This window comes from Enterococcus sp. AN402, from assembly GCF_040719405.1.
Lineage (GTDB): Bacteria > Bacillota > Bacilli > Lactobacillales > Enterococcaceae > Enterococcus > Enterococcus faecalis.
Genome location: NZ_JBFDTM010000004.1, coordinates 350,665 through 373,249 on the forward strand (window position 1 = coordinate 350,665; position 22,585 = coordinate 373,249).

The 22,585-nt window shown below is 38.0% G+C and carries 20 protein-coding genes; 14 read left to right on the forward strand and 6 right to left on the reverse strand.

Annotation, left to right across the window (positions count from 1 at the left end; all coding sequences use genetic code 11):
- Positions 1 to 84 precede the first annotated feature (84 nt).
- Positions 85 to 747 (forward strand): hypothetical protein, encoded by a 663-nt coding sequence (locus AB1I62_RS03130; RefSeq protein WP_002355557.1) that lies wholly within the window; start codon positions 85 to 87, stop codon positions 745 to 747.
- Between the two features lie 51 nt (positions 748 to 798).
- Here the strand turns inward: AB1I62_RS03130 and AB1I62_RS03135 are convergent, their stop codons facing one another.
- The 4 genes from AB1I62_RS03135 to AB1I62_RS03150 all read right to left on the reverse strand — a co-directional run bounded on the left by AB1I62_RS03135 (position 799) and on the right by AB1I62_RS03150 (position 6,109).
- Positions 799 to 2,721, reverse strand: coding sequence for a fructose-specific PTS transporter subunit EIIC (locus tag AB1I62_RS03135; RefSeq protein WP_002366176.1), 1,923 nt, complete (start codon positions 2,719 to 2,721; stop codon positions 799 to 801).
- 23 nt (positions 2,722 to 2,744) lie between these two features.
- Complete coding sequence (gene pfkB / locus AB1I62_RS03140) at positions 2,745 to 3,662, reverse strand: 1-phosphofructokinase (protein WP_002363177.1); 918 nt, start codon at positions 3,660 to 3,662, stop codon at positions 2,745 to 2,747.
- Entirely contained in the window at positions 3,659 to 4,411 is a 753-nt protein-coding gene (locus AB1I62_RS03145) for a DeoR/GlpR family DNA-binding transcription regulator (protein WP_002381250.1), read from the reverse strand. Before AB1I62_RS03145 ends, pfkB begins: the two co-directional genes overlap by 4 nt.
- Before the next feature lie 138 nt (positions 4,412 to 4,549).
- Positions 4,550 to 6,109: a ClC family H(+)/Cl(-) exchange transporter gene (locus AB1I62_RS03150; protein WP_104859266.1), complete on the reverse strand. Its 1,560-nt coding sequence runs from the start codon at positions 6,107 to 6,109 to the stop codon at positions 4,550 to 4,552.
- A 164-nt stretch (positions 6,110 to 6,273) separates the two neighbouring features.
- Here AB1I62_RS03150 and pcrA point away from each other — a divergent pair, with 164 nt between their 5' ends.
- Together pcrA and ligA are read left to right on the forward strand one after the other, a co-directional pair.
- Positions 6,274 to 8,532 carry a DNA helicase PcrA gene (pcrA, locus tag AB1I62_RS03155; protein WP_048737368.1) on the forward strand — a complete coding sequence of 753 codons (2,259 nt, stop codon included), beginning with the start codon at positions 6,274 to 6,276 and terminating at the stop codon, positions 8,530 to 8,532.
- A gap of 125 nt (positions 8,533 to 8,657) precedes the next feature.
- Positions 8,658 to 10,688, forward strand: coding sequence for an NAD-dependent DNA ligase LigA (gene ligA / locus AB1I62_RS03160; protein WP_048737366.1), 2,031 nt, complete (start codon positions 8,658 to 8,660; stop codon positions 10,686 to 10,688).
- Here the strand turns inward: ligA and AB1I62_RS03165 are convergent.
- Positions 10,685 to 10,873: a hypothetical protein gene (locus tag AB1I62_RS03165; protein WP_336605333.1), complete on the reverse strand. Its 189-nt coding sequence runs from the start codon at positions 10,871 to 10,873 to the stop codon at positions 10,685 to 10,687. The two genes, ligA and AB1I62_RS03165, sit on opposite strands and share 4 nt — an antisense overlap.
- Between AB1I62_RS03165 and AB1I62_RS03170 the strand changes: the two genes are divergently transcribed.
- The 8 genes from AB1I62_RS03170 (at position 10,836) to AB1I62_RS03205 (ending at position 17,740) form a co-directional block, all read left to right on the forward strand.
- Positions 10,836 to 10,952: a putative holin-like toxin gene (locus AB1I62_RS03170; protein WP_002355568.1), complete on the forward strand. Its 117-nt coding sequence runs from the start codon at positions 10,836 to 10,838 to the stop codon at positions 10,950 to 10,952. The two genes, AB1I62_RS03165 and AB1I62_RS03170, sit on opposite strands and share 38 nt — an antisense overlap.
- 317 nt (positions 10,953 to 11,269) lie before the next feature.
- Positions 11,270 to 11,575, forward strand: coding sequence for an Asp-tRNA(Asn)/Glu-tRNA(Gln) amidotransferase subunit GatC (gene gatC, locus AB1I62_RS03175; RefSeq protein ID WP_002355569.1), 306 nt, complete (start codon positions 11,270 to 11,272; stop codon positions 11,573 to 11,575).
- Positions 11,575 to 13,044, forward strand: coding sequence for an Asp-tRNA(Asn)/Glu-tRNA(Gln) amidotransferase subunit GatA (gene gatA / locus AB1I62_RS03180; protein ID WP_048737364.1), 1,470 nt, complete (start codon positions 11,575 to 11,577; stop codon positions 13,042 to 13,044). The genes gatC and gatA overlap by 1 nt, the downstream gene beginning before the upstream one ends.
- The gene (gene gatB, locus AB1I62_RS03185; protein ID WP_002355571.1) at positions 13,044 to 14,474 is read left to right on the forward strand and encodes an Asp-tRNA(Asn)/Glu-tRNA(Gln) amidotransferase subunit GatB; all 1,431 of its coding nucleotides are present in this window, start codon (positions 13,044 to 13,046) and stop codon (positions 14,472 to 14,474) included. Before gatA ends, gatB begins: the two co-directional genes overlap by 1 nt.
- An 18-nt stretch (positions 14,475 to 14,492) precedes the next feature.
- On the forward strand, positions 14,493 to 15,581 hold the full coding sequence (locus AB1I62_RS03190) for a diacylglycerol kinase (protein WP_048737362.1): 1,089 nt from the start codon (positions 14,493 to 14,495) through the stop codon (positions 15,579 to 15,581).
- Positions 15,582 to 15,780: 199 nt separating this feature from the next.
- The gene (gene rlmD, locus AB1I62_RS03195; protein WP_002368027.1) at positions 15,781 to 17,154 is read left to right on the forward strand and encodes a 23S rRNA (uracil(1939)-C(5))-methyltransferase RlmD; all 1,374 of its coding nucleotides are present in this window, start codon (positions 15,781 to 15,783) and stop codon (positions 17,152 to 17,154) included.
- Positions 17,155 to 17,283, forward strand: a complete 129-nt coding sequence (locus tag AB1I62_RS03200) for a hypothetical protein (RefSeq protein ID WP_002355577.1) — start codon at positions 17,155 to 17,157, stop codon at positions 17,281 to 17,283. It abuts the gene before it with no gap.
- A 139-nt stretch (positions 17,284 to 17,422) separates the two neighbouring features.
- Positions 17,423 to 17,740: a thioredoxin family protein gene (locus AB1I62_RS03205; protein ID WP_002355583.1), complete on the forward strand. Its 318-nt coding sequence runs from the start codon at positions 17,423 to 17,425 to the stop codon at positions 17,738 to 17,740.
- A gap of 42 nt (positions 17,741 to 17,782) precedes the next feature.
- Here AB1I62_RS03205 and AB1I62_RS03210 read toward each other — a convergent pair whose 3' ends face one another.
- Positions 17,783 to 18,628 carry a helix-turn-helix transcriptional regulator gene (locus tag AB1I62_RS03210; protein WP_002392183.1) on the reverse strand — a complete coding sequence of 282 codons (846 nt, stop codon included), beginning with the start codon at positions 18,626 to 18,628 and terminating at the stop codon, positions 17,783 to 17,785.
- A gap of 398 nt (positions 18,629 to 19,026) precedes the next feature.
- Between AB1I62_RS03210 and ptcA the strand changes: the two genes are divergently transcribed.
- From ptcA to aguA, 3 genes are all read left to right on the forward strand, one after another.
- Complete coding sequence (ptcA, locus tag AB1I62_RS03215; RefSeq protein WP_048949570.1) at positions 19,027 to 20,046, forward strand: putrescine carbamoyltransferase; 1,020 nt, start codon at positions 19,027 to 19,029, stop codon at positions 20,044 to 20,046.
- A gap of 66 nt (positions 20,047 to 20,112) precedes the next feature.
- Positions 20,113 to 21,489: an APC family permease gene (locus AB1I62_RS03220; RefSeq protein ID WP_002355588.1), complete on the forward strand. Its 1,377-nt coding sequence runs from the start codon at positions 20,113 to 20,115 to the stop codon at positions 21,487 to 21,489.
- Complete coding sequence (gene aguA / locus AB1I62_RS03225; protein ID WP_002383005.1) at positions 21,482 to 22,579, forward strand: agmatine deiminase; 1,098 nt, start codon at positions 21,482 to 21,484, stop codon at positions 22,577 to 22,579. The genes AB1I62_RS03220 and aguA overlap by 8 nt, the downstream gene beginning before the upstream one ends.
- Positions 22,580 to 22,585: the final 6 nt, after the last annotated feature.

Below are 22,585 nucleotides of genomic sequence, written 5' to 3' on the forward strand. Positions count from 1 at the left end.
AGAGTTTTCTAAAACTGTAGATGGAAGGTGTCTTTCATCTACAGTTTTTTTCATATAAAATAACTTTTGAAAGGGTGTGTCAAAATGGATAAAAATTATTCGAAAATTAAATATGGATTAGTGGTGTTTGGCATCTTATGCTTGACGTACAATCTCTGGGAATTTTTTACGGCTAAGTATTCAACAAAACAAGGTGTGACGTTTGTTATCGAATGTTTACTTGGAATTGGGCTGATCTTTTTACCAGATCTTGTCAATAAATTTTTAAAAATTATTATGCCACCGACCATCGTTTATTTTTACTGGTTTTTCTTATTTATTTCAGTATTCCTAGGAACCTCGTTGCATATGATTTCAATCATTTCGTTCTGGGATAAAATTTTACACTTTGTTAGTCCGATGCTGTTAACTGCTGTGGGTTATGGTATTGCTGCTTTCCTATTGAAGAAAACGAAGTACGCCGATGTTTCCCCGTGGTTATTTTTATTATTTGGGTTTGCATTTGCAGGGCTTTGTGGCGTCTTCTGGGAATTCTGGGAATTTATCTGCGATTCATTAGGAAACATGAACTTACAACGCTATAATATGTCCAACGGCCAACCATTTATTGGGCGTGCTGCTTTGATGGATACGATGGGGGATTTATTTACCAATACCCTTGGGGCCTTTGTGATGGGCGTGTACACGTATATCAGAAGCAAAGGAAACCCTGAGTATTTAGAAAATTATGCGATAAAGAGAAAATAATAATAAAAAAGCGATTCAACCATGGTTGAATCGCTTTTTTGCTGTTTTTTTTTAAGCAGGTACTTCGACAGGTTTTTTCAAAAGTCCGTAGACAATTCCTGAAATAATCGCCCCAATTAAGATGAACAATAGATATAGTAATGGATTACTTAATAGGAAGACGACGAAGATTCCTCCATGTGGTGCCAATAATTTGATACCAAACGCACCAACCAACGCACCAGTAAAGGCAGAACCTACCACGAAACTTGGAATCACACGTAATGGATCAGCTGCTGCAAAAGGAATTGCCCCTTCAGTGACAAAAGAAAGGCCCATTACAATATTGGTTAAGCCAGCGTCTTGTTGATCTTTTGTAAATTTATTTTTAAATAAACGAGTTGCTACGAAAATTGCTAATGGAGGAACCATTCCGCCAGCCATTACAGAAGCCATGACCACGCTGCCACCTTCTGCAACAGTACTTGCTAGCGTAGCTGTACCGAAAACATAAGCAGCTTTGTTAACTGGTCCACCTAAGTCGATGGCCATCATACCAGCTAATAAGGCACCAAGTAAAGCAGCATTTGTGCCATCTAAGCCAAGTAGGAAATGATTTAACGCATCATTAATTGCTTTCATCGGGATGTTAATGACTAACATTAATAAGCCCGTAATAATCAAACCAAAAACTGGATAGAATAAAATGGTTTTAATTCCATCTAATGATTTTGGCAAGCCTTTGAAGACTTTACGTAAAAGAACCACTACATAACCAGCTAAGAAACCACCGATTAAGGCCCCAAGGAATCCAGCTCCGCCAGCATTTGCTAATGCACCAGCCGCGAAACCAGCAACTAAGCCTGGACGATCCCCGATACTAGAAGCAATAAAACCAGCTAAGACAGGTAACATAAAGCCAAATGCTGCGCCACCAATTTGGTTAAACCAGCTAGCTACGTCATTGTAATTCCCTAAGTTGGCTAATTGATCTTGAGGAACTCCGATAAATTGATCAATCATAAAGGAAAGAGCAATGGCAATTCCGCCACCAATAACGAAAGGTAACATATGAGAAACACCATTCATTAAATCTTTATAGATACGAGAACCGATTGAACCTTCCGCTGAATCCTCTTGGTCGCTTGCAGCCGAGTCACTGCCATGGAAAGTAGGAGCTTCACCACTAATGGCTAAGTTAATTAGTTCTTCGGTTTTACGAATTCCATCACTGACGGGACGATTGACTAATTTTTTACCATCAAATCGATTCATTTCTACTTTTTTATCGGCTGCAACAATCACGCCATCAGCACGAGCAATATCTTCAGCAGTTAAACGATTTTTAATTCCTTCTGAACCGTTTGTTTCTACTTTAATGTCTACGCCCATTTCTTTTGCTTTTTTCTTCAGTGCATCTTCGGCCATGTAAGTATGAGCAATTCCTGTAGGACAAGCAGTCACAGCAATAATATATTTACGATTGCTTTCTGGTGCTGGCGTTGTTTGTTCTTGTTCTGCTTTTTCTTCCGCTTCTTTTTGATCTTCTGCTGCTTGGAAAAGAGCTTGTACTGCTTCTGGAGTTTCTGCTTCTTTCAATTTGCCAACAAATTCTGGGTCGATAAGTAATCGAGAAAGGGCCGCAAGCGCTTGGAGATGTGTATCATTGGCGCCTTCTGGAGCAGCAATCATGAAGAATAGATAAGTAGGTTGTCCATCTAGTGCTTCATAATCAACACCTTTTTTACTTTTAGCGAAAAGAACTGTCGGTTCTTTTACGGCACTATTTTTTGCGTGAGGCATAGCGATGCCGTCGCCTAAACCAGTCGATGTTTGTGCTTCGCGTTTTAAAATTCCTTCTTTGTAAGTGTCAATGTCAGAGATGCGGCCACCATCGTATAATTTTTGGACCATTTCATCAATCGCGCCTTTTTTATCAGTAGCTTGTAAATCCATAATCATGACATCTTTTATTAATAAATCATTAATGTTCACTCTATTTTCCTCCCTTAGTGGATTTATTCTGAAATTTTTTCAATTGTTACTTCGTGAATAAGTTCTTGGATAAAATCTTCTGAGGCTAAATCATCAGAAAATGCGGTCGCGCTACCGCAAGCGACACCCCATTTGAAAGCCTCTAAAGGATCTTGTGTTTTTGAAAAGTTGCCAATAAAACCAGCAATCATTGAGTCGCCAGCGCCGACAGAATTTTTCAGTGGACGTTTTAAAACGTTGGAACGATAAACACCTTCTGTTGTGAAAAGTAATGCACCATCACCAGCCATTGAGATAATTACGTGTTGCGCTCCTTCTTCTAGTAACCGATGTCCATAAGGTAAAATGTCTTCAACACTTGTAAAGGTTGTATGATATAATTCTGCCAACTCATGATTGTTTGGCTTGACCAATAAAGGCTTTTGTGACAAAGCGTTCATTAAATCTTCACCTGTCGTATCAATAACAAATTCTGCGCCTTTTTCCTTCACAATTTGGATTAATTCTTCGTAAAATCCTTTGCGTAGAGAAGCAGGTGTACTTCCTGAAAGAACAACAATATCACCAGCCTGAACACGACTAACTGCTTGTTTTAGTTCTTGAATTTCTTCGTTTGTTAGAGCAGGTCCTAAGCCGTTAATTTCTGTTTCAGTATCTGATTTCAATTTAATGTTGATTCGTGTATCAGCAGACACGGGAGTGAAATTCGTTTGGATTTCTTCTTTTTTCAACCAATCGGCAATGAATGAGCCTGTAAAACCACCTAAAAAACCTAAGGCAGTGGATTCTGTCTCCATACGTTTTAAAATACGTGAAACGTTGATTCCTTTGCCGCCAGGTAATTTAAAATCATTCGTCATCCGATTTAAATCACCAATTTGTAGATGATCGACATGAACGATAAAGTCGATAGAAGGGTTTAAAGTCACTGTGTAAATCATTTGTTTGCCTCCATTAAAATAGTTTTTTGCTGGAATCCTTGAAGTGATTCAGCAGGGCAGTAGTCAGTTAGTAAAGTAACTGACTCTAATTCTTCCACTTTGGTAAACGTTACTTCATTAAATTTTGTATGATCCAGTAAAACATAGGCTGTTTCTGCTTGATGAATAGCCAAGGCTTTTAGCGCTGCTTCTTCGGGATCAGGCGTTGTTAAACCAAACTCTAAATGTGCGCCGTTAGTTCCTAAAAAAGCTTTGTTAAAACGAAAATGTTGTAGCTGTTCCATACTAGTGGCACCAATGATTGCTTTAGTGGAGAGCTTCAAAGTACCACCAAGCATAATAGTGGGAATTTCCATATCGCTAAGTTTTGCAGCGTGATGCACGGAATTCGTCACTACATGGATTTGTTTCCCAACTAAAAAAGGGATCATTTCTAACGTGGTTGAACCAGCATCTAAATAGATCATATCGCCATCTTGTACACAACTAGCGGCTAAAGAAGCAATCTTTTGCTTTTCGTGCGTGTTTTTGATTGATTTTTCCGTCATGTTTTGTTCAAAGCCTAAATTAAGAATACGCTTAGCTCCGCCGTGAATGCGTTCTAACAAATTGGCGTCTTCTAATTCTTGTAAATCGCGGCGGATTGTGGATTCTGAAGCATTGAATAAGCTAGCAAGTTCTTGTGATTTGACGACTGATTTTTGATCTAACAATTGTAAAATTTTTTGATGTCGTTCTTCCGTAAGCATTTTCATCCCTCATTTCATGGATATAATAGCACAAATGAAAACGCTAATCAATCTAAAACGGTCAAAAACATTCAAAAAAATTAAAAAACAGTCATAAGAAAAAAAGAAAGCTGCTGAACCTGAGTTCAGCAGCTTTCTTTAATTCACTAAATCATTCGGTAAAGTTTTTTGATAAATCTCTTTTTTGACTTGGTAAGCGAGTTTTTCATCGGTCAAAATAATGAGCACATCGCCAACATGCATAACAGTATCACCATGTGTTAAAATTTCCGATTCGCCACGGCGAATGGAAGTGAGCAACATTTGTTTAGGCCAGACAAAATCACGTACCATCGTATCATCTAAGGAACTTTCTGCAGTGATAGGTAATTCAATAATCGTTTTGTGGCCACGAATATTACTTACTTTAGAAGGAACCAAACGTTCTAATAAGCTTTCATAAATTGGCTTGCCGCCAAGACTATCGATGGTAATATAACTAACTAAAGCAACAACCCCTAAAGACATTAAATGAGAAAAATTGCCGACCATTTCTGTTACTAAAATAATCGCTGTTAACGGTGCTTTACCAATCGCAGTAAAATAACCAGCCATGGCAAAAATTAAAAAGTTTTTCACAAAAATTGAATCCATCCCTACGTATTGGACAAGTAGACTACCATACAATGTTCCGATAATGGCACCTAAAGTTAGAATAGGCAAGAAAATACCACCAGGGAGATTCGAACCGTAAGAAACCATTGAAAAAACAAAACGTAAAACCAGTAAGCCGACTAAAGCCCAAATCGTGGCCGGTTGATTGCCTAAAGCTAAAACAATTTGATTCCCACCGCCAAGTAAATGTGGAAAGAAATAACCAATCGGTAAAATCAAAATAAAAGGAATAAAACCATAATAATTAGAAGAAAGGCCTTTGATTTTTCCATATACTTTTGGTAAGGACAACAATGTTTTTTGATATATCCAACCTAATAATCCTAGTAAAACGCCCAGCAGTACTAATGTCCAATAGTACTCTAAAGGCAAAGATTTAACCGGACCAATATAAAGAACTGGCTGCAATCCGAAGAAATGCAAAGAAACAAAGTTAGCGGAAATGGCCGCAGAAAAAGAGGTTAACCAAACTAAAGGTGAAAAGGAATGGTGAACCTCTTCTAGAACAAATAAAAGTCCTGCGATTGGTGCATTAAAAGCGGCGGCTAAACCAGCACTGGCACCACTACTGATTAAAATTTTTTCTTCAGACTTGGTGCTTTGCCGCCATTGACTATAGCCTTGTCCAACCACTGCACCTAGTTGAATTGAAGGACCTTCACGTCCCAAAAATAGCCCAGGACTAATCGCTAAGATCCCACCGATAAATTTTTTCCAAAGCACTGGAAACCAGTGAATTTCTAATTGACCTTGAAGTTGTCCTTCCACTTGGGGAATGCCACTGCCTTTAATTGCTGGTTCGCTTTTGATCAGTCGTCCTAATAAATAAGCAAGCACGAGAGAAAATAAGAACCAAGGAATCATCCAAAAGGGTTTTTCGTGAAACGTTTGATACAGATGCACGACTTGTTCGCCAATTTTTTCAATGCCTAAGCGAAATAAGCTGACAACAAAGCCGACCAGAATTCCGACGACGATGCCTTTAAGGATAAAGCCGATTCGGGTACCATCTAATTGTTTAATTTCATGTACATCATTATTCATTTCATTTTTAGCCTCCATCACTACTTACTAATGTACTGCGGTTTGACTTGATTTACAAGAAAATTTCATATAAAAAGAAAAAGATTTTTTGTTCTTTTCTAAAGAACTTCAAAGGGATTTTTGGTATACTGTATAAGATTGAAAAAAGAGAGAGGACGTTTAATATGACACAAAAACATGCCTTGGTTCAGGGAATGAATCCTCGACAAGAAGAAGCCGTTTTGCATACAGAAGGACCACTGTTAGTCATGGCTGGTGCTGGTAGTGGAAAAACGCGGGTTTTAACACACCGAATTGCCTATCTAATTGAGGAAAAAGAAGTAAATCCATGGAATATTTTGGCGATTACGTTTACCAATAAAGCTGCTAAAGAAATGAAAGAGCGTGTAAATAAATTACTGGAAACGGGTGGCGAAGATGTATGGGTCTCCACTTTTCACTCCATGTGTGTAAGAATTTTACGTCGTGATGTGGATCAGATTGGTTACAACCGTAATTTTACAATTATTGACCCATCGGAACAAAAAACATTAATGAAACGCATCTTAAACGACTTAAATATTGATTCAAAAAAATATGATCCTCGCTCAATTTTAGGTACGATTAGCAATGCCAAAAATGAATTACAAACGCCTGATAAAGTTGCTGAAATGCAAGGTTCCTTATATGAAGAAATTGTCGCAAAATGCTATGAAGCCTATCAAAAAGAATTACGCAAAAACCAATGTATGGATTTTGATGATTTGATTATGAATACGATTCGTTTATTCAATGAACAACCAGATACGTTGGCGTTCTACCAAAATAAATTTCACTATATTCATGTGGATGAATACCAAGATACCAATCATGCACAATATACCTTAGTCAATTTATTGGCTGCACGTTTCAAAAATCTGTGTGTCGTAGGTGATGCCGACCAAAGTATCTATGGTTGGCGCGGGGCGGATATGCAAAATATCTTGGATTTTGAAAAAGATTATCCAGATGCCAGTGTAATTTTGCTAGAACAAAATTATCGATCCACCAAAAACATTTTGGCGGCTGCGAATGATGTCATCAAAAATAACCGTAACCGCCGCGAGAAAGAACTGTGGACAGAAAATATAGACGGTGAAAAAATTGTCTATTATCGTGGGGACACAGAACGGGATGAAACACAATTTATTGTGAGCCAAATCCAAAAAGAAATGCGGGAAAATGACCGAATTTATGGTGATTTTGCGGTATTATATCGGACCAATGCTCAATCCCGTGTAGTGGAAGAAATGCTCTTGAAATCTAATATTCCGTATACCATGGTGGGCGGACATAAATTCTACGACCGTAAAGAAATTAAAGATATTTTGGCTTATTTAAGTTTGATTGCCAATCCAGATGATTCAATCAGCTTTGAACGAATTGTCAATGAACCAAAACGAGGAATCGGTAAAAGTTCAATTGAAAAATTACGATTATTTGCGGATACGCATGGTTGGGCTTTGCTGGAAGCTGCCCAAAATGTTGATTTGGCAAATATTTCAGGAAAAGCGGGTAAAGAGCTTGGTAATTTTGGCATGATGATTCAAGACTTAACGAAAACAGTGCCCTATTTAACGATTACAGAATTGGTGAAAGAAACTTTACAACGTAGTGGTTATCGGGAAGCTTTGATGGCGCAAAATAATTTAGAGTCTCAAGCTCGCTTAGAAAACTTGGACGAATTTTTATCTGTGACACAAGAATTTGATAAACGTTTTGAAGCGCAAAATAACGACGATCCAAATGGCGAAGAAACAAAATTGGCGGATTTCTTAACAGATTTAGCCTTGGTTTCTGATTTAGATAATTTAGAAGAGAGCTCTTCACAAGTAACCTTAATGACGTTGCATGCGGCCAAAGGGCTGGAATTTCCAGTGGTCTTTTTAATGGGCTTAGAAGAAGGGGTTTTCCCATTATCACGTGCCATGCTAGAAGAAAGTGAACTGGAAGAAGAACGGCGCTTGGCTTATGTTGGTATCACACGAGCGGAAGAAGCCCTGTTCTTAACGAATGCTTATTCGAGAACATTATATGGTCGCACGCAATATAATCGACCAAGTCGCTTTTTAGAAGAAATTGAGGCGGAGCGTTTAATGAAACAAGGGGCGGCGGCCAATTTACAGAAAGCTCCAGCGCGTACCTTTGATCCTAAAGTATTCAAGCCCAGTGCAAGTAAACCAGCTTATGCACAGCCAGCTACAAAATCAGTTAGCAACAAAGTGGCAAGTGGTGGCGAAAAAGTTTCTTGGCAAGCAGGTGATAAGGTCCAACATAAAGCATGGGGCGTTGGTACAGTCGTTCGTGTAGGCGGTTCGGCCAAAGACTTAGAGTTGGACATTGCTTTCCCAGAAAAAGGCATTAAACGGTTGTTAGCGGCATTTGCACCTATTGAAAAAATTTAACATGCAAAATAGGTCAGCGATTTAATGAGAAAGCATCATTAGATAAATTCTTTTTATTTTCTATCTTAGTGTAAATGTGTTAAAAAGACGATAAGAGCATTACACTTATGAGGAGGAGTTCTACGATGGAACAACAACCATTAACATTAACGGCGGCGACAACTCGTGCGCAAGAATTAAGAAAACAACTCAATCAATATTCCCATGAATATTATGTCAAAGATCAACCATCCGTAGAAGATTATGTTTACGATCGTTTGTATAAAGAGTTAGTCGATATTGAAACGGAGTTTCCTGATTTAATCACGCCAGATTCGCCGACACAACGTGTAGGTGGCAAAGTTTTATCTGGTTTTGAAAAAGCTCCGCATGACATTCCAATGTATAGTTTAAATGATGGGTTTAGCAAGGAAGACATTTTTGCTTTTGATGAACGTGTTCGTAAGGCGATTGGTAAACCCGTTGCTTACTGTTGCGAGTTGAAAATTGATGGGTTAGCAATTTCATTACGTTATGAAAACGGGGTGTTTGTACGCGGAGCAACACGAGGCGATGGAACGGTTGGTGAAAACATTACAGAGAACTTACGAACGGTTCGCTCTGTACCGATGCGTTTAACGGAGCCCATTTCAGTGGAAGTTCGTGGCGAGTGCTACATGCCTAAACAATCCTTTGTCGCGTTGAATGAAGAACGTGAAGAAAATGGCCAAGATATTTTTGCCAATCCTCGGAATGCAGCGGCGGGAAGTTTGCGCCAATTAGATACAAAAATTGTGGCGAAACGGAACTTAAATACGTTTTTATACACAGTTGCTGACTTTGGACCGATGAAAGCGAAGACGCAGTTTGAGGCATTAGAAGAGCTTTCTGAAATTGGTTTTAGAACCAATCCTGAACGTCAATTATGTCAGTCAATCGATGAAGTTTGGGCCTACATTGAAGAATACCATGAAAAGCGGAGCACTTTGCCATACGAAATCGATGGAATTGTGATTAAAGTGAACGAATTTGCGTTGCAAGATGAATTAGGTTTCACTGTCAAAGCACCTCGCTGGGCGATTGCCTACAAATTTCCACCAGAAGAAGCAGAGACAGTAGTGGAAGATATTGAATGGACAATTGGGCGCACGGGAGTGGTCACTCCTACTGCGGTCATGGCTCCTGTACGAGTCGCGGGAACCACGGTTAGTCGGGCAAGTTTGCATAATGCAGATTTTATTCAAATGAAAGATATCCGTTTAAATGATCATGTTATTATTTACAAAGCCGGCGATATTATCCCAGAAGTAGCGCAAGTCCTAGTTGAAAAACGTGCAGCCGATAGTCAGCCTTATGAAATGCCGACACATTGTCCAATTTGTCATAGTGAGTTGGTGCATTTAGATGAGGAAGTGGCGTTACGTTGTATTAATCCAAAATGCCCTGCGCAAATTAAAGAAGGGCTGAATCACTTTGTCTCACGAAACGCAATGAACATTGATGGCTTGGGGCCAAGAGTGTTAGCACAAATGTATGACAAAGGATTAGTGAAAGACGTAGCGGATCTGTATTTCTTAACAGAAGAACAGTTAATGACTTTGGATAAAATCAAAGAAAAATCAGCAAACAACATTTATACTGCCATTCAAGGGAGTAAAGAAAACTCTGTCGAACGTTTGATTTTTGGCTTAGGGATTCGCCATGTGGGTGCGAAAGCGGCGAAAATTTTAGCGGAGCATTTTGGTGATTTATCAACCTTAAGTCGAGCAACTGCGGAAGAAATTGTGGCTTTGGATTCAATTGGCGAAACAATCGCAGACAGCGTTGTGACGTATTTTGAAAATGAGGAAGTTCATGAATTAATGGCTGAACTGGAAAAAGCCCAAGTGAACTTGACATATAAAGGTCTCCGGACAGAACAATTAGCAGAAGTGGAGTCACCTTTCAAAGACAAAACAGTTGTTTTAACAGGAAAATTAACGCAGTACACTCGCGAAGAAGCCAAAGAAAAAATTGAAAATCTTGGTGGAAAAGTTACAGGGAGTGTTTCGAAAAAAACTGACATTGTGGTTGCTGGCGAAGATGCAGGCAGTAAATTAACCAAAGCTGAAAGCTTAGGCGTGACCGTTTGGAATGAACAAGAAATGGTCGATGCGTTAGATGCAAGTCATTTTTAAGAAGAAAAATTAACGTTGTCAGATTTTATGTAGTAATTTGATGGTATACTTATTTTAGTCATAAAAGTTATATGAACGAGGACTTTCTGAGTTGAGAAAGGAGGTTGATGCTTATGCGCAATTCTTCTTACTTTAACGAAAGGAGCAATGTTTTTGTCCGTTGAAGCAGCGCTAGGACTGATGATTGGTTTTGCAACACTTGTTGTGACCATTATCTTCGGTATCTTAGCGCTTGTCTTAGACAACAAAAATAACCGTTCATAAGCTTTGAGGAGCTGAACGGTTAAGCGTTTGAAATAAAACCAATAACTCAGTAAGCCACCAGTTCTTATAACTGGTAGTGGCTATTAGAGAGGTATGTTCCTGCATATCTCTCTTTTCATTTTCATAATAACATATTTCCGTCATTTTTGCGAGCGACAAATTATCAATGAAATTCAAGGTTTCATCTAAAATATCCGACCATTTTATGGTAGAATGGGAACAGAGTGAGCAGCTGTGCTAAGCTGTTTAAAGAAATACAATCCAATTGATTAATCTGAAAATGAAAATTTCAGTAAATGATAGAAAGAAGGGTATCTATGGCAATTACAGAAGAACAAGTCAAACATGTCGCTAAATTATCAAAATTATCTTTCTCCGAAGAAGAATTAGCGGACTTTACCAATCAACTAGATAAAATTATTGATATGGTGGAATTACTAGAAGAAGTAGATACAACAGGGGTTCCTTTTACTTCAAATGTGAATGAATCAATCAATGTCATGCGTGAAGACGTAGCGACACCAGGAATGGACCGTAAAGAATTAATGCGGAATGTTCCGGAATCAGAGAATGGTTACATTAAAGTGCCTGCAATTATGGATAACGGGGAGGCAGGAGCCTAATGGAAAAATTATACGACAAATCGTTAACAGAGTTACATGATTTATTGGTCTCAAAAGAAATCACTGCAGTTGATTTAACCGAAGAAACATTAAATCGTATTCAAAATACAGAAGAACAACTAGGTTCTTTTATCACAGTTAGTGAAGAAAAAGCAATGGCATTAGCCAAAGCGATTGACTTAAAAGGCATCACTGAAAGTAATCCATTAGCTGGGATTCCAATTGGGATTAAAGACAACATTGTCACAAAAGATATTTTAACAACAGCTGGCTCAAAAATGTTACACAATTTTGACCCAATTTATGATGCGACCGTGATGGATAAAGTCTATCAAGCGGATATGATTCCAGTCGGAAAATTGAACATGGATGAATTTGCCATGGGCGGAAGTACGGAAACGTCTTACTTCAAGAAAACAAAAAATGCTTGGGATCAAACGAAAGTCCCTGGTGGTTCTTCTGGTGGTTCAGCTTCTGCTGTCGCAGCCGGACAAGTCCCAGTTTCTTTAGGGAGCGATACAGGTGGCAGTATCCGCCAACCAGCCGCATTCAACGGTATTGTGGGCTTGAAGCCAACTTATGGACGTGTGTCTCGTTTTGGCTTGATTGCTTTTGCTTCAAGTTTAGACCAAATTGGTCCATTGACACGAAATGTTAAAGACAATGCCTTAGCTTTAAATGCAATTAGTGGTTATGACGAAAAAGACGGCACTTCTGCAGGCGTTTCTGTTCCTGATTTTACGGCAGATTTAACTGGCGACATCAAAGGCATGAAAATTGCTTTACCAAAAGAATACTTAGGTGAAGGGGTACACCCAGATGTTCGTGAAGCGGTATTAAAAGCAGCAGAAACATTTAAATCTTTAGGAGCAACGGTGGAAGAAGTTAGTTTGCCACATTCTAAATACGGCGTAGCGGTTTATTATATTATTGCCTCTTCAGAAGCAAGTTCAAACTTACAACGCTTTGATGGTATTCGTTATGGTTACCGTTCCGAAAATGTCCAAAATCTAGAAGATGTCTATGTTAATTCACGTTCTGAAGGTTTCGGAACAGAAGTTAAACGTCGGATTATGTTAGGAACCTTCTCTTTAAGTGCTGGTTATTATGATGCGCACTTTAAAAAGGCTGGTCAAGTCCGTACACTAATCAAACAAGATTTTGAGAATGTCTTTGCGGATTATGACTTAATCATTGGCCCATCCACACCAACAGTTGCCTTTGGTCTAGGGGAAAACATCAATGATCCAATCACAATGTATATGAATGATATTTTAACCATTCCTGTCAACTTAGCAGGACTACCAGGCATGTCCATTCCAGCAGGCTTCTCAGAAGGCTTGCCAGTTGGTTTACAAATTATTGGAAAACATTTTGACGAACATACAATGTATAAAGCAGCCTATGCTTTTGAACAAGCGACAGATTTCCATACGAAAAAACCAGTCATTTTAGGGGGGAACGATTAATGAACTTTGAAACTGTCATTGGATTAGAAGTCCACGTAGAATTGAAAACCAACTCTAAAATTTTCTCCTCTGCGCCAGCGCATTTCGGAGCAGAACCAAACAGCAACACAAATGTGGTTGACTGGAGTTACCCAGGTGTTTTGCCTGTCATGAATAAAGGTGCCTTAGAATTTGGCATGAAAGCAGCACTTGCCTTGAACTGTGAAATTTCAAAAGAAACACATTTTGACCGTAAAAACTATTTTTACCCAGATAACCCGAAAGCATACCAAATTTCTCAATTTGATCAACCAATCGGACATGATGGTTGGATTGAAATTGAAGTCGAAGGCAAAAAGAAAAAAATTCGCATTGAACGGGTGCATTTAGAAGAAGATGCTGGGAAAAATATTCACGGCACAGATGGCTATTCTTATGTAGACTTGAATCGTCAAGGCACGCCTTTAATTGAAATCGTTTCTGAAGCAGACATGCGTTCACCAGAAGAAGCGTATGCTTACTTAGAAGCGTTGCGTTCAATTATCCAATTTACAGAAGTTTCTGATGTGAAAATGGAAGAAGGTTCTATGCGTTGTGATGCCAATATTTCTTTACGTCCGTATGGTCAAGAAGAATTTGGTACTAAAGCGGAATTAAAGAACTTGAACTCCATGAACTTTGTAAAAAAAGGTTTAGCTTATGAAGAAAAACGCCAGGCCAAAGTCCTATTATCTGGTGGCGAAATTCAACAAGAAACACGCCGCTTTGATGAAGCAACTAGTACAACGTTGCTTATGCGTGTTAAAGAAGGCTCAAGTGACTACCGTTACTTCCCAGAGCCAGATGTTCCTCGTTTTTCAATTGATGATGAATGGATTGAAAAAGTTCGCGCTAGTTTGCCAGAAATGCCAGCCTCACGTCGTGCCCGTTATATCAGTGAATTAGGGTTACCTGAATACGACGCAATGGTCTTGACTTTAACGAAAGAAATGTCAGATTTCTTTGAAGCAACTTTAGTAAACGGTGCAGATGCGAAACAAGCATCAAACTGGTTAATGGGCGAAGTTTCTGCTTACTTAAACAGTGAAAAAGTTGAATTAGCCGATACTAAACTAACACCAGAAAATCTAGCGGGTATGATTACTTTGATTAACGATGGCACAATCAGCTCGAAAATTGCGAAGAAAGTGTTCAAAGAGTTAATTGAAAACGGTGGAGACGCTAAAGAAGTTGTCGAAGCAAAAGGTTTGGTTCAATTATCTGATCCAGCGCAATTATTACCAATGATTAACGAAGTTTTAGACAACAACCAACAATCAATTGATGACTTTAAAAACGGAAAAGACCGTGCAGTTGGTTTCCTTGTTGGACAAATTATGAAAGCAACTCGTGGACAAGCAAACCCAGGTGTGGTTAACAAGTTATTGCAAGAAGAGCTTTCAAAACGATAAGAAAGTAGCAGGCAAACCATGAAAAAAGCTAGAGTGATTTATAATCCAACGTCAGGCAAAGAGTTAATTAAAAAGAACTTAGCCGATATTTTATCTATTTTAGAAGAATGTGGTTATGAAGCCAGTGCATTTGCGACCACACCAGAAGAAAATTCGGCACGCAATGAAGCACATCGTGCTGCGCGTGCAGGATTTGATTTACTAGTAGCAGCAGGTGGAGATGGGACCATTAATGAAGTCGTGAATGGGATAGCTCCGTTGAAGCGGCGACCTAAAATGGCCATTATTCCTGCTGGAACGACGAATGACTATGCACGGGCATTGAAGATTCCTCGTGATAATATCGTTAAGGCAGCAGAAGTGATTAAAAAAAATCAAACTGTCAAAATGGATATTGGGCAAGCCGGCAAAAATTACTTTATCAATATTGCGGCGGGTGGTCATTTAACGGAACTGACTTATGAAGTTCCATCAGAGTTGAAAAGTATTTTTGGTTACTTAGCGTACTTAGCCAAAGGAGCCGAAATGTTGCCGCGAGTGAAGCCGATTAAAATGCGCATGACGTATGATGAAGGTGTGTACGAAGGCAACGCCTCAATGTTTTTCCTAGGGCTGACTAACTCGGTGGGGGGGTTCGAGCAAATCGTACCAGACGCTAAATTAGATGATGGTAAGTTTTCATTAATCATTGTAAAAACAGCCAATATTTTTGAGATTCTTCATTTAGTTGCGTTAATGTTAAATGGTGGAAAGCATGTTGATGATCATCGACTAATCTATACAAAGACTAGCTATTTACATGCAGAAACGTTAGAAAAGAACAATAAAATGATGATTAATTTAGATGGTGAATATGGTGGCGATGCTCCAATGACCTTTAAAAATATGCATCAACACATTGAAATTTTTGCAAATGGTGATGCACTGCCGTCCAATGCAATTATGGGTTCTGTCTTAACTGGTAGCGATGAGATTGTCGTAGAATCAGAAGACGAAGAGGAAGAAGCATATAACGAAGCCAGCAAAGAATTTGTCAAAGAAGTTGAACGACTAACAGACGAAGATATTGATGGCGATGGAAAGATTGCCGAAAAAGAAAAGCAATAGGTAGTCCGTGAATAGCTAATGAAAGATTTAGTTGATAAGATCTTTCATTGGCTATTTTTTGACTAAGGGAAAGGATCTCATTCTTTTATTTACCTAAAAAGCTCAAACGAAATTGCTAAATCGCCATGAAAATTCGTTGTTGCTTTTCTTAGGTATTTTCATTAGAATGAGTGAAGTGTATAAAAAGAAGGAGCGACTTATGAAAAATTATCCAGTAAAGAAAAATGACGTCATTGAAGTAGAAATCATTGACTTGACGCATGAAGGTTTAGGCGTGGCAAAAGTGGACCATTATCCATTGTTTATTGAAAATGCCTTACCAGGTGAAAAACTTGAAATCAAAGTCTTAAAAACAGGCAAAAGTTTTGGTTATGGGAAAGTATTGACTGTCCTAAAAAGCAGTGAACAGCGTGTGCCCGTGAAAGATGAAAACTTTACAAAAGTCGGGATTAGTCCGTTGCAACATTTAGCGTACGGCGCCCAACTATCATTTAAAACGCAACAAGTCGAAAATGTTATGCAACGTGTCGCTAAATTGCCAGAAGTCCCTGTTTTACCAACAATTGGGATGAACGATCCGTGGCATTACCGGAACAAAGCACAAATTCCCGTGCGTAAAATTGACAACCAACTACAAACAGGTTTTTTCCGGAAAAATAGCCATGATTTAATTCCGATGGAACATTTCTATATTCAAGACCCCGAAATTGATGCAGCAATTGTTAAAATCCGTGACATTATGCGTAAATATAGCGTAAAACCTTATAACGAATCTGATAATACAGGGAACTTACGCCATATTGTCGTTCGTCGTGGCTACCATACTGGGGAGATGATGGTTGTTCTAATTACGAGAACACCGAAATTATTCCCAATTAGTAAAATTGTGCCAGATATTTTGGAAGCTATTCCGGAAGTAGTCAGCATTGTACAAAATGTAAATCCAAAACGAACCAATGTCATTTTTGGCGACGAAACCATCTTATTACATGGGTCTGAAAAAATTACAGATACTATTTTTGATTTGAAATTTGAAATTTCCGCGCGTTCATTTTATCAAGTAAATCCACAACAAACAGAAGTGATGTATCAAAAAGTCAAAGAGTATGCGGCTTTAACAGGCAATGAAATTGTGGTGGATGCCTATTGTGGGATTGGGACGATTGGCTTAACTTTAGCCCAAGATGCAAAGCAAGTTTACGGTATTGAAGTAATTGAAGAAGCGGTCAAAGATGCAGAAAATAATGCTAAATTAAACAATATTGAGAATGCCACTTTCACGGCTGGTTTAGCGGAAGAATTATTGCCAAAATTAGTTGAAAATGGCTTGCAACCAGATGTTGTGGTGGTGGATCCACCACGGAAAGGGTTAGACGGTCAATTAGTAAACACATTAATTGAAACGCAACCTAAACGAATTGTTTATGTCAGCTGTAATCCAGCCACACTCGCTCGCGACATTGCATTATTAACAGAAGGTGGCTATGAAGCAAAAGAAATTCAACCAGTGGATAATTTCCCACAAACGACCCACATTGAATCTGTCACGTTATTAACAAAGGCGGTGGATTAAATGAATGAAAAAGAAAAAATGTTAGAATTAATTAAAAAGAAACAAGGTGGTGGCCGTTCTAAAAAAATGGAAACTCCCAAAAATGATCGTAAAAACATGCGCAAAGGGCCTAAAATTTTTAATAAATAAGCGGTTATCAGTAAAAAGTTGCCGCCCATTAATGAAATGGGCGGCAACTTTTTTGTTAAAGCATTCCTAACCAAACAAATAAGTTGTTATTTTGCTAGTAAATCTGTTATTTTAGACAAAAGACAAGGAGGGCTATTCAGTGGAATATGTAACAACATTAGAAGAATTAGAAGAAAAAATTACAGACAATCGTCTACAAGCCGTCTTTTTGACAGCAAAAAATTGTAGTGTTTGTACAGTTGATAAACCGATTGTCGAAAAAATTGCAACAAAATATGAATTTCCTACATACATTGCAGAAGCTGATAAAAGTCCAGAAATAATTGGACAATTAAATGCTTTTTCTGCACCGACCATTATCTTATACTATGAAGGAAAAGAAATTCATCGCCAAGCTAAAATTATTAACTTTCAAGAAATTGAAAAGAGAGTTCGACAAGTACAAGAAAATAGTTAATCAAAAAGGAAGCCACCGATCACGGAGAGGCTTCCTTTTTAATTATCTCGCTAAATGTTCAGTTTGTTGTTGAGAAAAAAGTTGATAACTGACAAAAACTTCTGCTCTTTTGTTTACTTCTAATTTAACGAAAATATTGTGGATATGTGTTTTTACTGTCCCGATTGATAGGAATAGTTCGTTGGCTATATCTTGATTTGTTTTGCACTCTAAAAGTAACGAAAGCACTTCTCGTTCTCGCTGCGTTAATTGATAGGCATCACAAAAAGGCGCCAAAAGTACGGGTTCATCTGATTGATTTTCTTCCAATTTAGCAGCGTCTTTTTCAAGAACCGACAGAGGAAAATCACGATTACAGAAGTAGATAATGGCGATGGAGAGAATGATTGTATAAATATCTTCAGAAACGTTTCGGTTGTTAATTTTAAAGACAATATCAGAATATTGGTCAATGTTAAAAATAACGAAGGTATCTTCCAAAAGAATCGCCACACCGAAACCAATGCTTAGCCAACCAATAAAACGAAGATATTTTTTCGCAAGGGCTGATAAAGGATCTATTCGTAGTTGATAGAGCGCATAGCATCCAAGGTAAATTAAAAATAGCTGATTGGGTAAATAGTACAACCAAACTTTTAAGGCGGAATTTTGTGAAAATGGAATAGCTAGCATCCATAAACCAATTAAAAATAACCAGACAAATTGATAATTTTTAAAAGGACGACCACTAATAGTATTGATAATAGCCAGATAGGCAAAATTACAACAAATAAAAATGATGGTCTTTAAAAAAGGTGCGGTCATAAAGGTCTGATTATATTCGGTTGCAAACGAATTAATGAACTCAGTCATATAAACAATCACATTGTCACAAATAAAAATAACCATTAAAAAGAGAAGCAATAAAAAAATCGGTTGTTTATTTTTCAAGTAAAGATTTAAGGTAAAGGTTGAAGTAAACGAATATAAAATAATCAACAAGATGTTATAAATAAAAACAAATGTCACGATTGGAAACCCCTTTCATCTTTTATTTTAAGTGAATGATTTTTCAAAATAATTATACCATTTTCAAATCTATGATTGGTCAGAAATTAGAGAGAAATCCGCCTAAACTTTTATAAACCCCTGGTGTACCAACGGTTTATAACCATAAATAAACTTTTTTTAATGAAAAATCACGCCGAAAAAGAAAGCGTTTTCTAACTTTTGGTGGATAGTAAACTCTTCGCTAAACTTGGTAAAGTCGATGTGTAAACAAAAACAACTTTTAGGAGGAACACATCATGAAAAGAGATTACGTTACAACAGAAACATATACGAAAGAGGAAATGCACTATTTAGTCGATTTATCATTAAAAATTAAAGAAGCGATTAAAAATGGGTATTATCCGCAACTGTTAAAAAACAAATCTTTAGGAATGATTTTCCAACAATCTTCAACTCGAACACGAGTATCTTTTGAAACTGCAATGGAACAATTAGGTGGACATGGCGAATATTTAGCACCTGGTCAAATTCAATTAGGGGGACATGAAACGATTGAAGATACCAGCCGTGTATTGTCACGTTTAGTAGATATTTTGATGGCTCGTGTGGAACGTCACCATAGTATTGTTGATTTAGCTAATTGTGCTACCATCCCAGTCATTAACGGTATGTCTGATTACAATCATCCAACCCAAGAATTAGGTGATTTGTGTACCATGGTTGAGCATTTACCAGAAGGCAAAAAATTAGAAGATTGTAAAGTTGTCTTTGTCGGAGATGCAACACAAGTTTGTTTTTCTTTAGGATTAATCACAACAAAAATGGGCATGAATTTTGTTCACTTCGGTCCAGAAGGTTTCCAATTAAATGAAGAGCATCAAGCGAAATTAGCAAAAAATTGTGAAGTTTCAGGCGGTAGCTTTTTGGTTACAGATGATGCAAGTTCTGTTGAAGGCGCTGATTTCTTGTACACGGATGTTTGGTATGGCTTGTACGAAGCGGAATTATCTGAAGAAGAACGTATGAAGGTTTTCTATCCAAAATATCAAGTGAATCAAGAAATGATGGATCGGGCAGGTACCAATTGTAAATTCATGCACTGTTTACCAGCAACACGTGGGGAAGAAGTAACTGATGAAGTGATTGACGGTAAAAATTCTATTTGTTTCGATGAAGCAGAAAACCGTTTAACATCTATTCGTGGCTTATTAGTATATCTTATGAATGATTATGAAGCAAAAAATCCTTATGATTTAATCAAGCAAGCAGAAGCGAAAAAAGAACTAGAAGTTTTCTTAGACACTCAAAGCATTTAACGGCCAACTGTCCACTGATTGAAAAAATGAATCAGTGGACAGTTTATAAAGAGAGGAAGAGTCTTCATGGAGGGGAAAAAGAAATTTAGTTTAACGAGTGCCATTTTATCAGTCATCTGTGTGGTTTTCGTTGCTGAAGCAGCGGCGCCTGTTGCTGCAATTGGTAATTCTCAGTTTTTTTGGTGGATTTTCTTATTAATTGCATTCCTATTGCCATATGGGTTAATTTCATCAGAATTAGGAACAACTTATATTGGTGAAGGGGGCATCTATGATTGGGTGACCAAAGCATATGGTCATCGTTGGGGTGCCAGAGTTTCTTGGTATTATTGGATTAATTATCCATTGTGGCTAGCTTCATTAGCCGTTATGACGCCAGAACTATTAACGACAATTACAGGTATTAAGTTTTCAACACCGATGATGATTATTGTTGAATTAATTTTTACTTGGATTGTGGTTTGGATTAGTTTTTATCCAGTCAGCGACAGTATCTGGATTCTAAATGGAGCTGCCGTAATCAAGATGGTTTTAGCTGTCTTAATTGGTGGGCTAGGATTGTATGTAGCCTTGACGAAAGGTGTTGCCAATGAATTTACCTTGAAATCAATGCTGCCAACGTTTGACTTAAGGAGTTTATCTTTTATTTCTGTAATCATTTTTAATTTGTTAGGGTTTGAAGTCATCTGTACGTTTGCAGATGATATGGAAAATCCTAAGAAGCAAATTCCACAAGCTATTGTAGCAGCGGGGTTAGTCATTGCGGCCATTTATATTTTTTCAGCCTTTGGAATTGGGGTAGCGATTCCCACCGATCAAATTAGTACCGGCAGTGGTATGATGGATAGCTTTAAACTATTGACAGGCTCGACAGAAGGTTGGTTCATTATGTTGATGGCTTTCCTATTCCTTCTTACGTTGTTCGGCAACATGATTTCTTGGTCATTAGGAGTCAATAATACAGCTTGTTATGCTGCTGAAAATGGTGACATGCCTAAATTTTTTGAAAAACGTAGTAAGAAAAATGACATGCCAATTGGGGCTGCTTTGATGAATGGCATTGTGGCATCGGTGGTCATTGTATTAGCACCAATTTTACCTAATCAAGATTTATTCTGGGCCTTTTTCTCCTTGAATGTCGTCCTATTCTTGTTATCGTATATCCCGGTTTTCCCAGCTTTTTATAAGCTTAGAAAAATTGATCCCGATACACCACGTCCGTTTAAAGTTAACGGAAAACCAGGATTTTTAAAAGTTTTAGTGGTTTTGCCAATGATTATGATTATTATTTCACTGATTTTCACAGCAGTGCCTTTAGATTTTAGTCCCGCAGCATTAAATGAAAAATTACCAATCACAATTGGGGCAATCATTTTTATTCTGTTTGGTGAAGTAATTATTTACGTGAAAAAAATTAAGAAGGGAACGAAAGAAAATGGCTAAACGAATTGTAGGAAGTACCCCTAAACAAGATGGCTTTAGAATGCCAGGAGAATTTGAACCACAAGAGAAAGTTTGGATGATTTGGCCAGAAAGACCGGATAATTGGCGCGATGGTGGTAAACCTGTCCAAGAAGCTTTTACTAATGTGGCCAAAGCAATTAGTCAATTTACACCGATGAATGTGGTGGTTTCTCAACAACAATTTCAAAATTGCCGTCGCCAATTGCCGCCAGAAATTACGGTTTACGAAATGTCAAACAATGATGCCTGGGTTCGTGATTGTGGACCATCGTTTGTCATTAACGACCATGGAGAAATCCGTGGTGTGGATTGGACATTCAATGCTTGGGGGGGATTAGTAGATGGTTTATATTTCCCTTGGGACCAAGACGATTTGGTTGCACAAAAAATTTGTGAAATTGAGCATGTAGATTCTTATCGTACAGATGATTTTGTTTTAGAAGGCGGTTCATTCCACGTAGATGGACAAGGAACAGTCTTGACTACAGAAATGTGCTTATTAAGTGAAGGTCGAAATCCACAACTTTCAAAAGAAGCAATCGAACAAAAATTATGCGACTATTTAAATGTTGAAAAAGTTCTTTGGCTAGGTGATGGAATTGACCCAGAAGAAACTAATGGTCATGTGGATGATGTAGCTTGTTTTATTGCACCTGGTGAAGTGGCTTGTATTTACACTGAAGATCAAAATAGCCCGTTTTATGAAGCGGCACAAGATGCGTATCAACGTTTGCTTAAAATGACTGATGCTAAAGGACGCCAATTAAAAGTCCACAAATTATGCTGTCCTGTCAAAAATGTAACTATTCAAGGCTCCTTCAAAATTGATTTCGTGGAAGGAACCATGCCACGAGAAGATGGCGATATTTGTATCGCATCCTATATGAACTTTTTAATTACAAATGATGGCGTGATTGTGCCACAGTATGGTGATGAAAATGATCGTTTGGCTTTAGAGCAAGTTCAAACGATGTTCCCAGATAAAAAAATTGTCGGCGTTAATACGGTAGAAGTTGTTTATGGGGGCGGCAATATTCACTGTATCACACAACAAGAACCAAAGCGCTAGGAGGGA

Coding starts and splice junctions, on each gene's coding strand:
- rlmD (WP_002368027.1), top strand. CDS start 15,781: ATGAAAAATTATCCAGTAAAGAAAAATGACGTCATTGAAGTAGAAATC.
- ptcA (WP_048949570.1), top strand. CDS start 19,027: ATGAAAAGAGATTACGTTACAACAGAAACATATACGAAAGAGGAAATG.
- pfkB (WP_002363177.1), bottom strand. CDS start 3,662: ATGATTTACACAGTGACTTTAAACCCTTCTATCGACTTTATCGTTCAT.
- AB1I62_RS03170 (WP_002355568.1), top strand. CDS start 10,836: ATGTTTTTGTCCGTTGAAGCAGCGCTAGGACTGATGATTGGTTTTGCA.
- AB1I62_RS03200 (WP_002355577.1), top strand. CDS start 17,155: ATGAATGAAAAAGAAAAAATGTTAGAATTAATTAAAAAGAAACAAGGT.
- gatC (WP_002355569.1), top strand. CDS start 11,270: ATGGCAATTACAGAAGAACAAGTCAAACATGTCGCTAAATTATCAAAA.
- aguA (WP_002383005.1), top strand. CDS start 21,482: ATGGCTAAACGAATTGTAGGAAGTACCCCTAAACAAGATGGCTTTAGA.
- AB1I62_RS03150 (WP_104859266.1), bottom strand. CDS start 6,109: ATGAATAATGATGTACATGAAATTAAACAATTAGATGGTACCCGAATC.
- AB1I62_RS03130 (WP_002355557.1), top strand. CDS start 85: ATGGATAAAAATTATTCGAAAATTAAATATGGATTAGTGGTGTTTGGC.
- gatA (WP_048737364.1), top strand. CDS start 11,575: ATGGAAAAATTATACGACAAATCGTTAACAGAGTTACATGATTTATTG.
- AB1I62_RS03190 (WP_048737362.1), top strand. CDS start 14,493: ATGAAAAAAGCTAGAGTGATTTATAATCCAACGTCAGGCAAAGAGTTA.
- pcrA (WP_048737368.1), top strand. CDS start 6,274: ATGACACAAAAACATGCCTTGGTTCAGGGAATGAATCCTCGACAAGAA.
- ligA (WP_048737366.1), top strand. CDS start 8,658: ATGGAACAACAACCATTAACATTAACGGCGGCGACAACTCGTGCGCAA.
- AB1I62_RS03220 (WP_002355588.1), top strand. CDS start 20,113: ATGGAGGGGAAAAAGAAATTTAGTTTAACGAGTGCCATTTTATCAGTC.
- AB1I62_RS03145 (WP_002381250.1), bottom strand. CDS start 4,411: ATGCTTACGGAAGAACGACATCAAAAAATTTTACAATTGTTAGATCAA.
- gatB (WP_002355571.1), top strand. CDS start 13,044: ATGAACTTTGAAACTGTCATTGGATTAGAAGTCCACGTAGAATTGAAA.
- AB1I62_RS03210 (WP_002392183.1), bottom strand. CDS start 18,628: ATGGTTATTTTTATTTGTGACAATGTGATTGTTTATATGACTGAGTTC.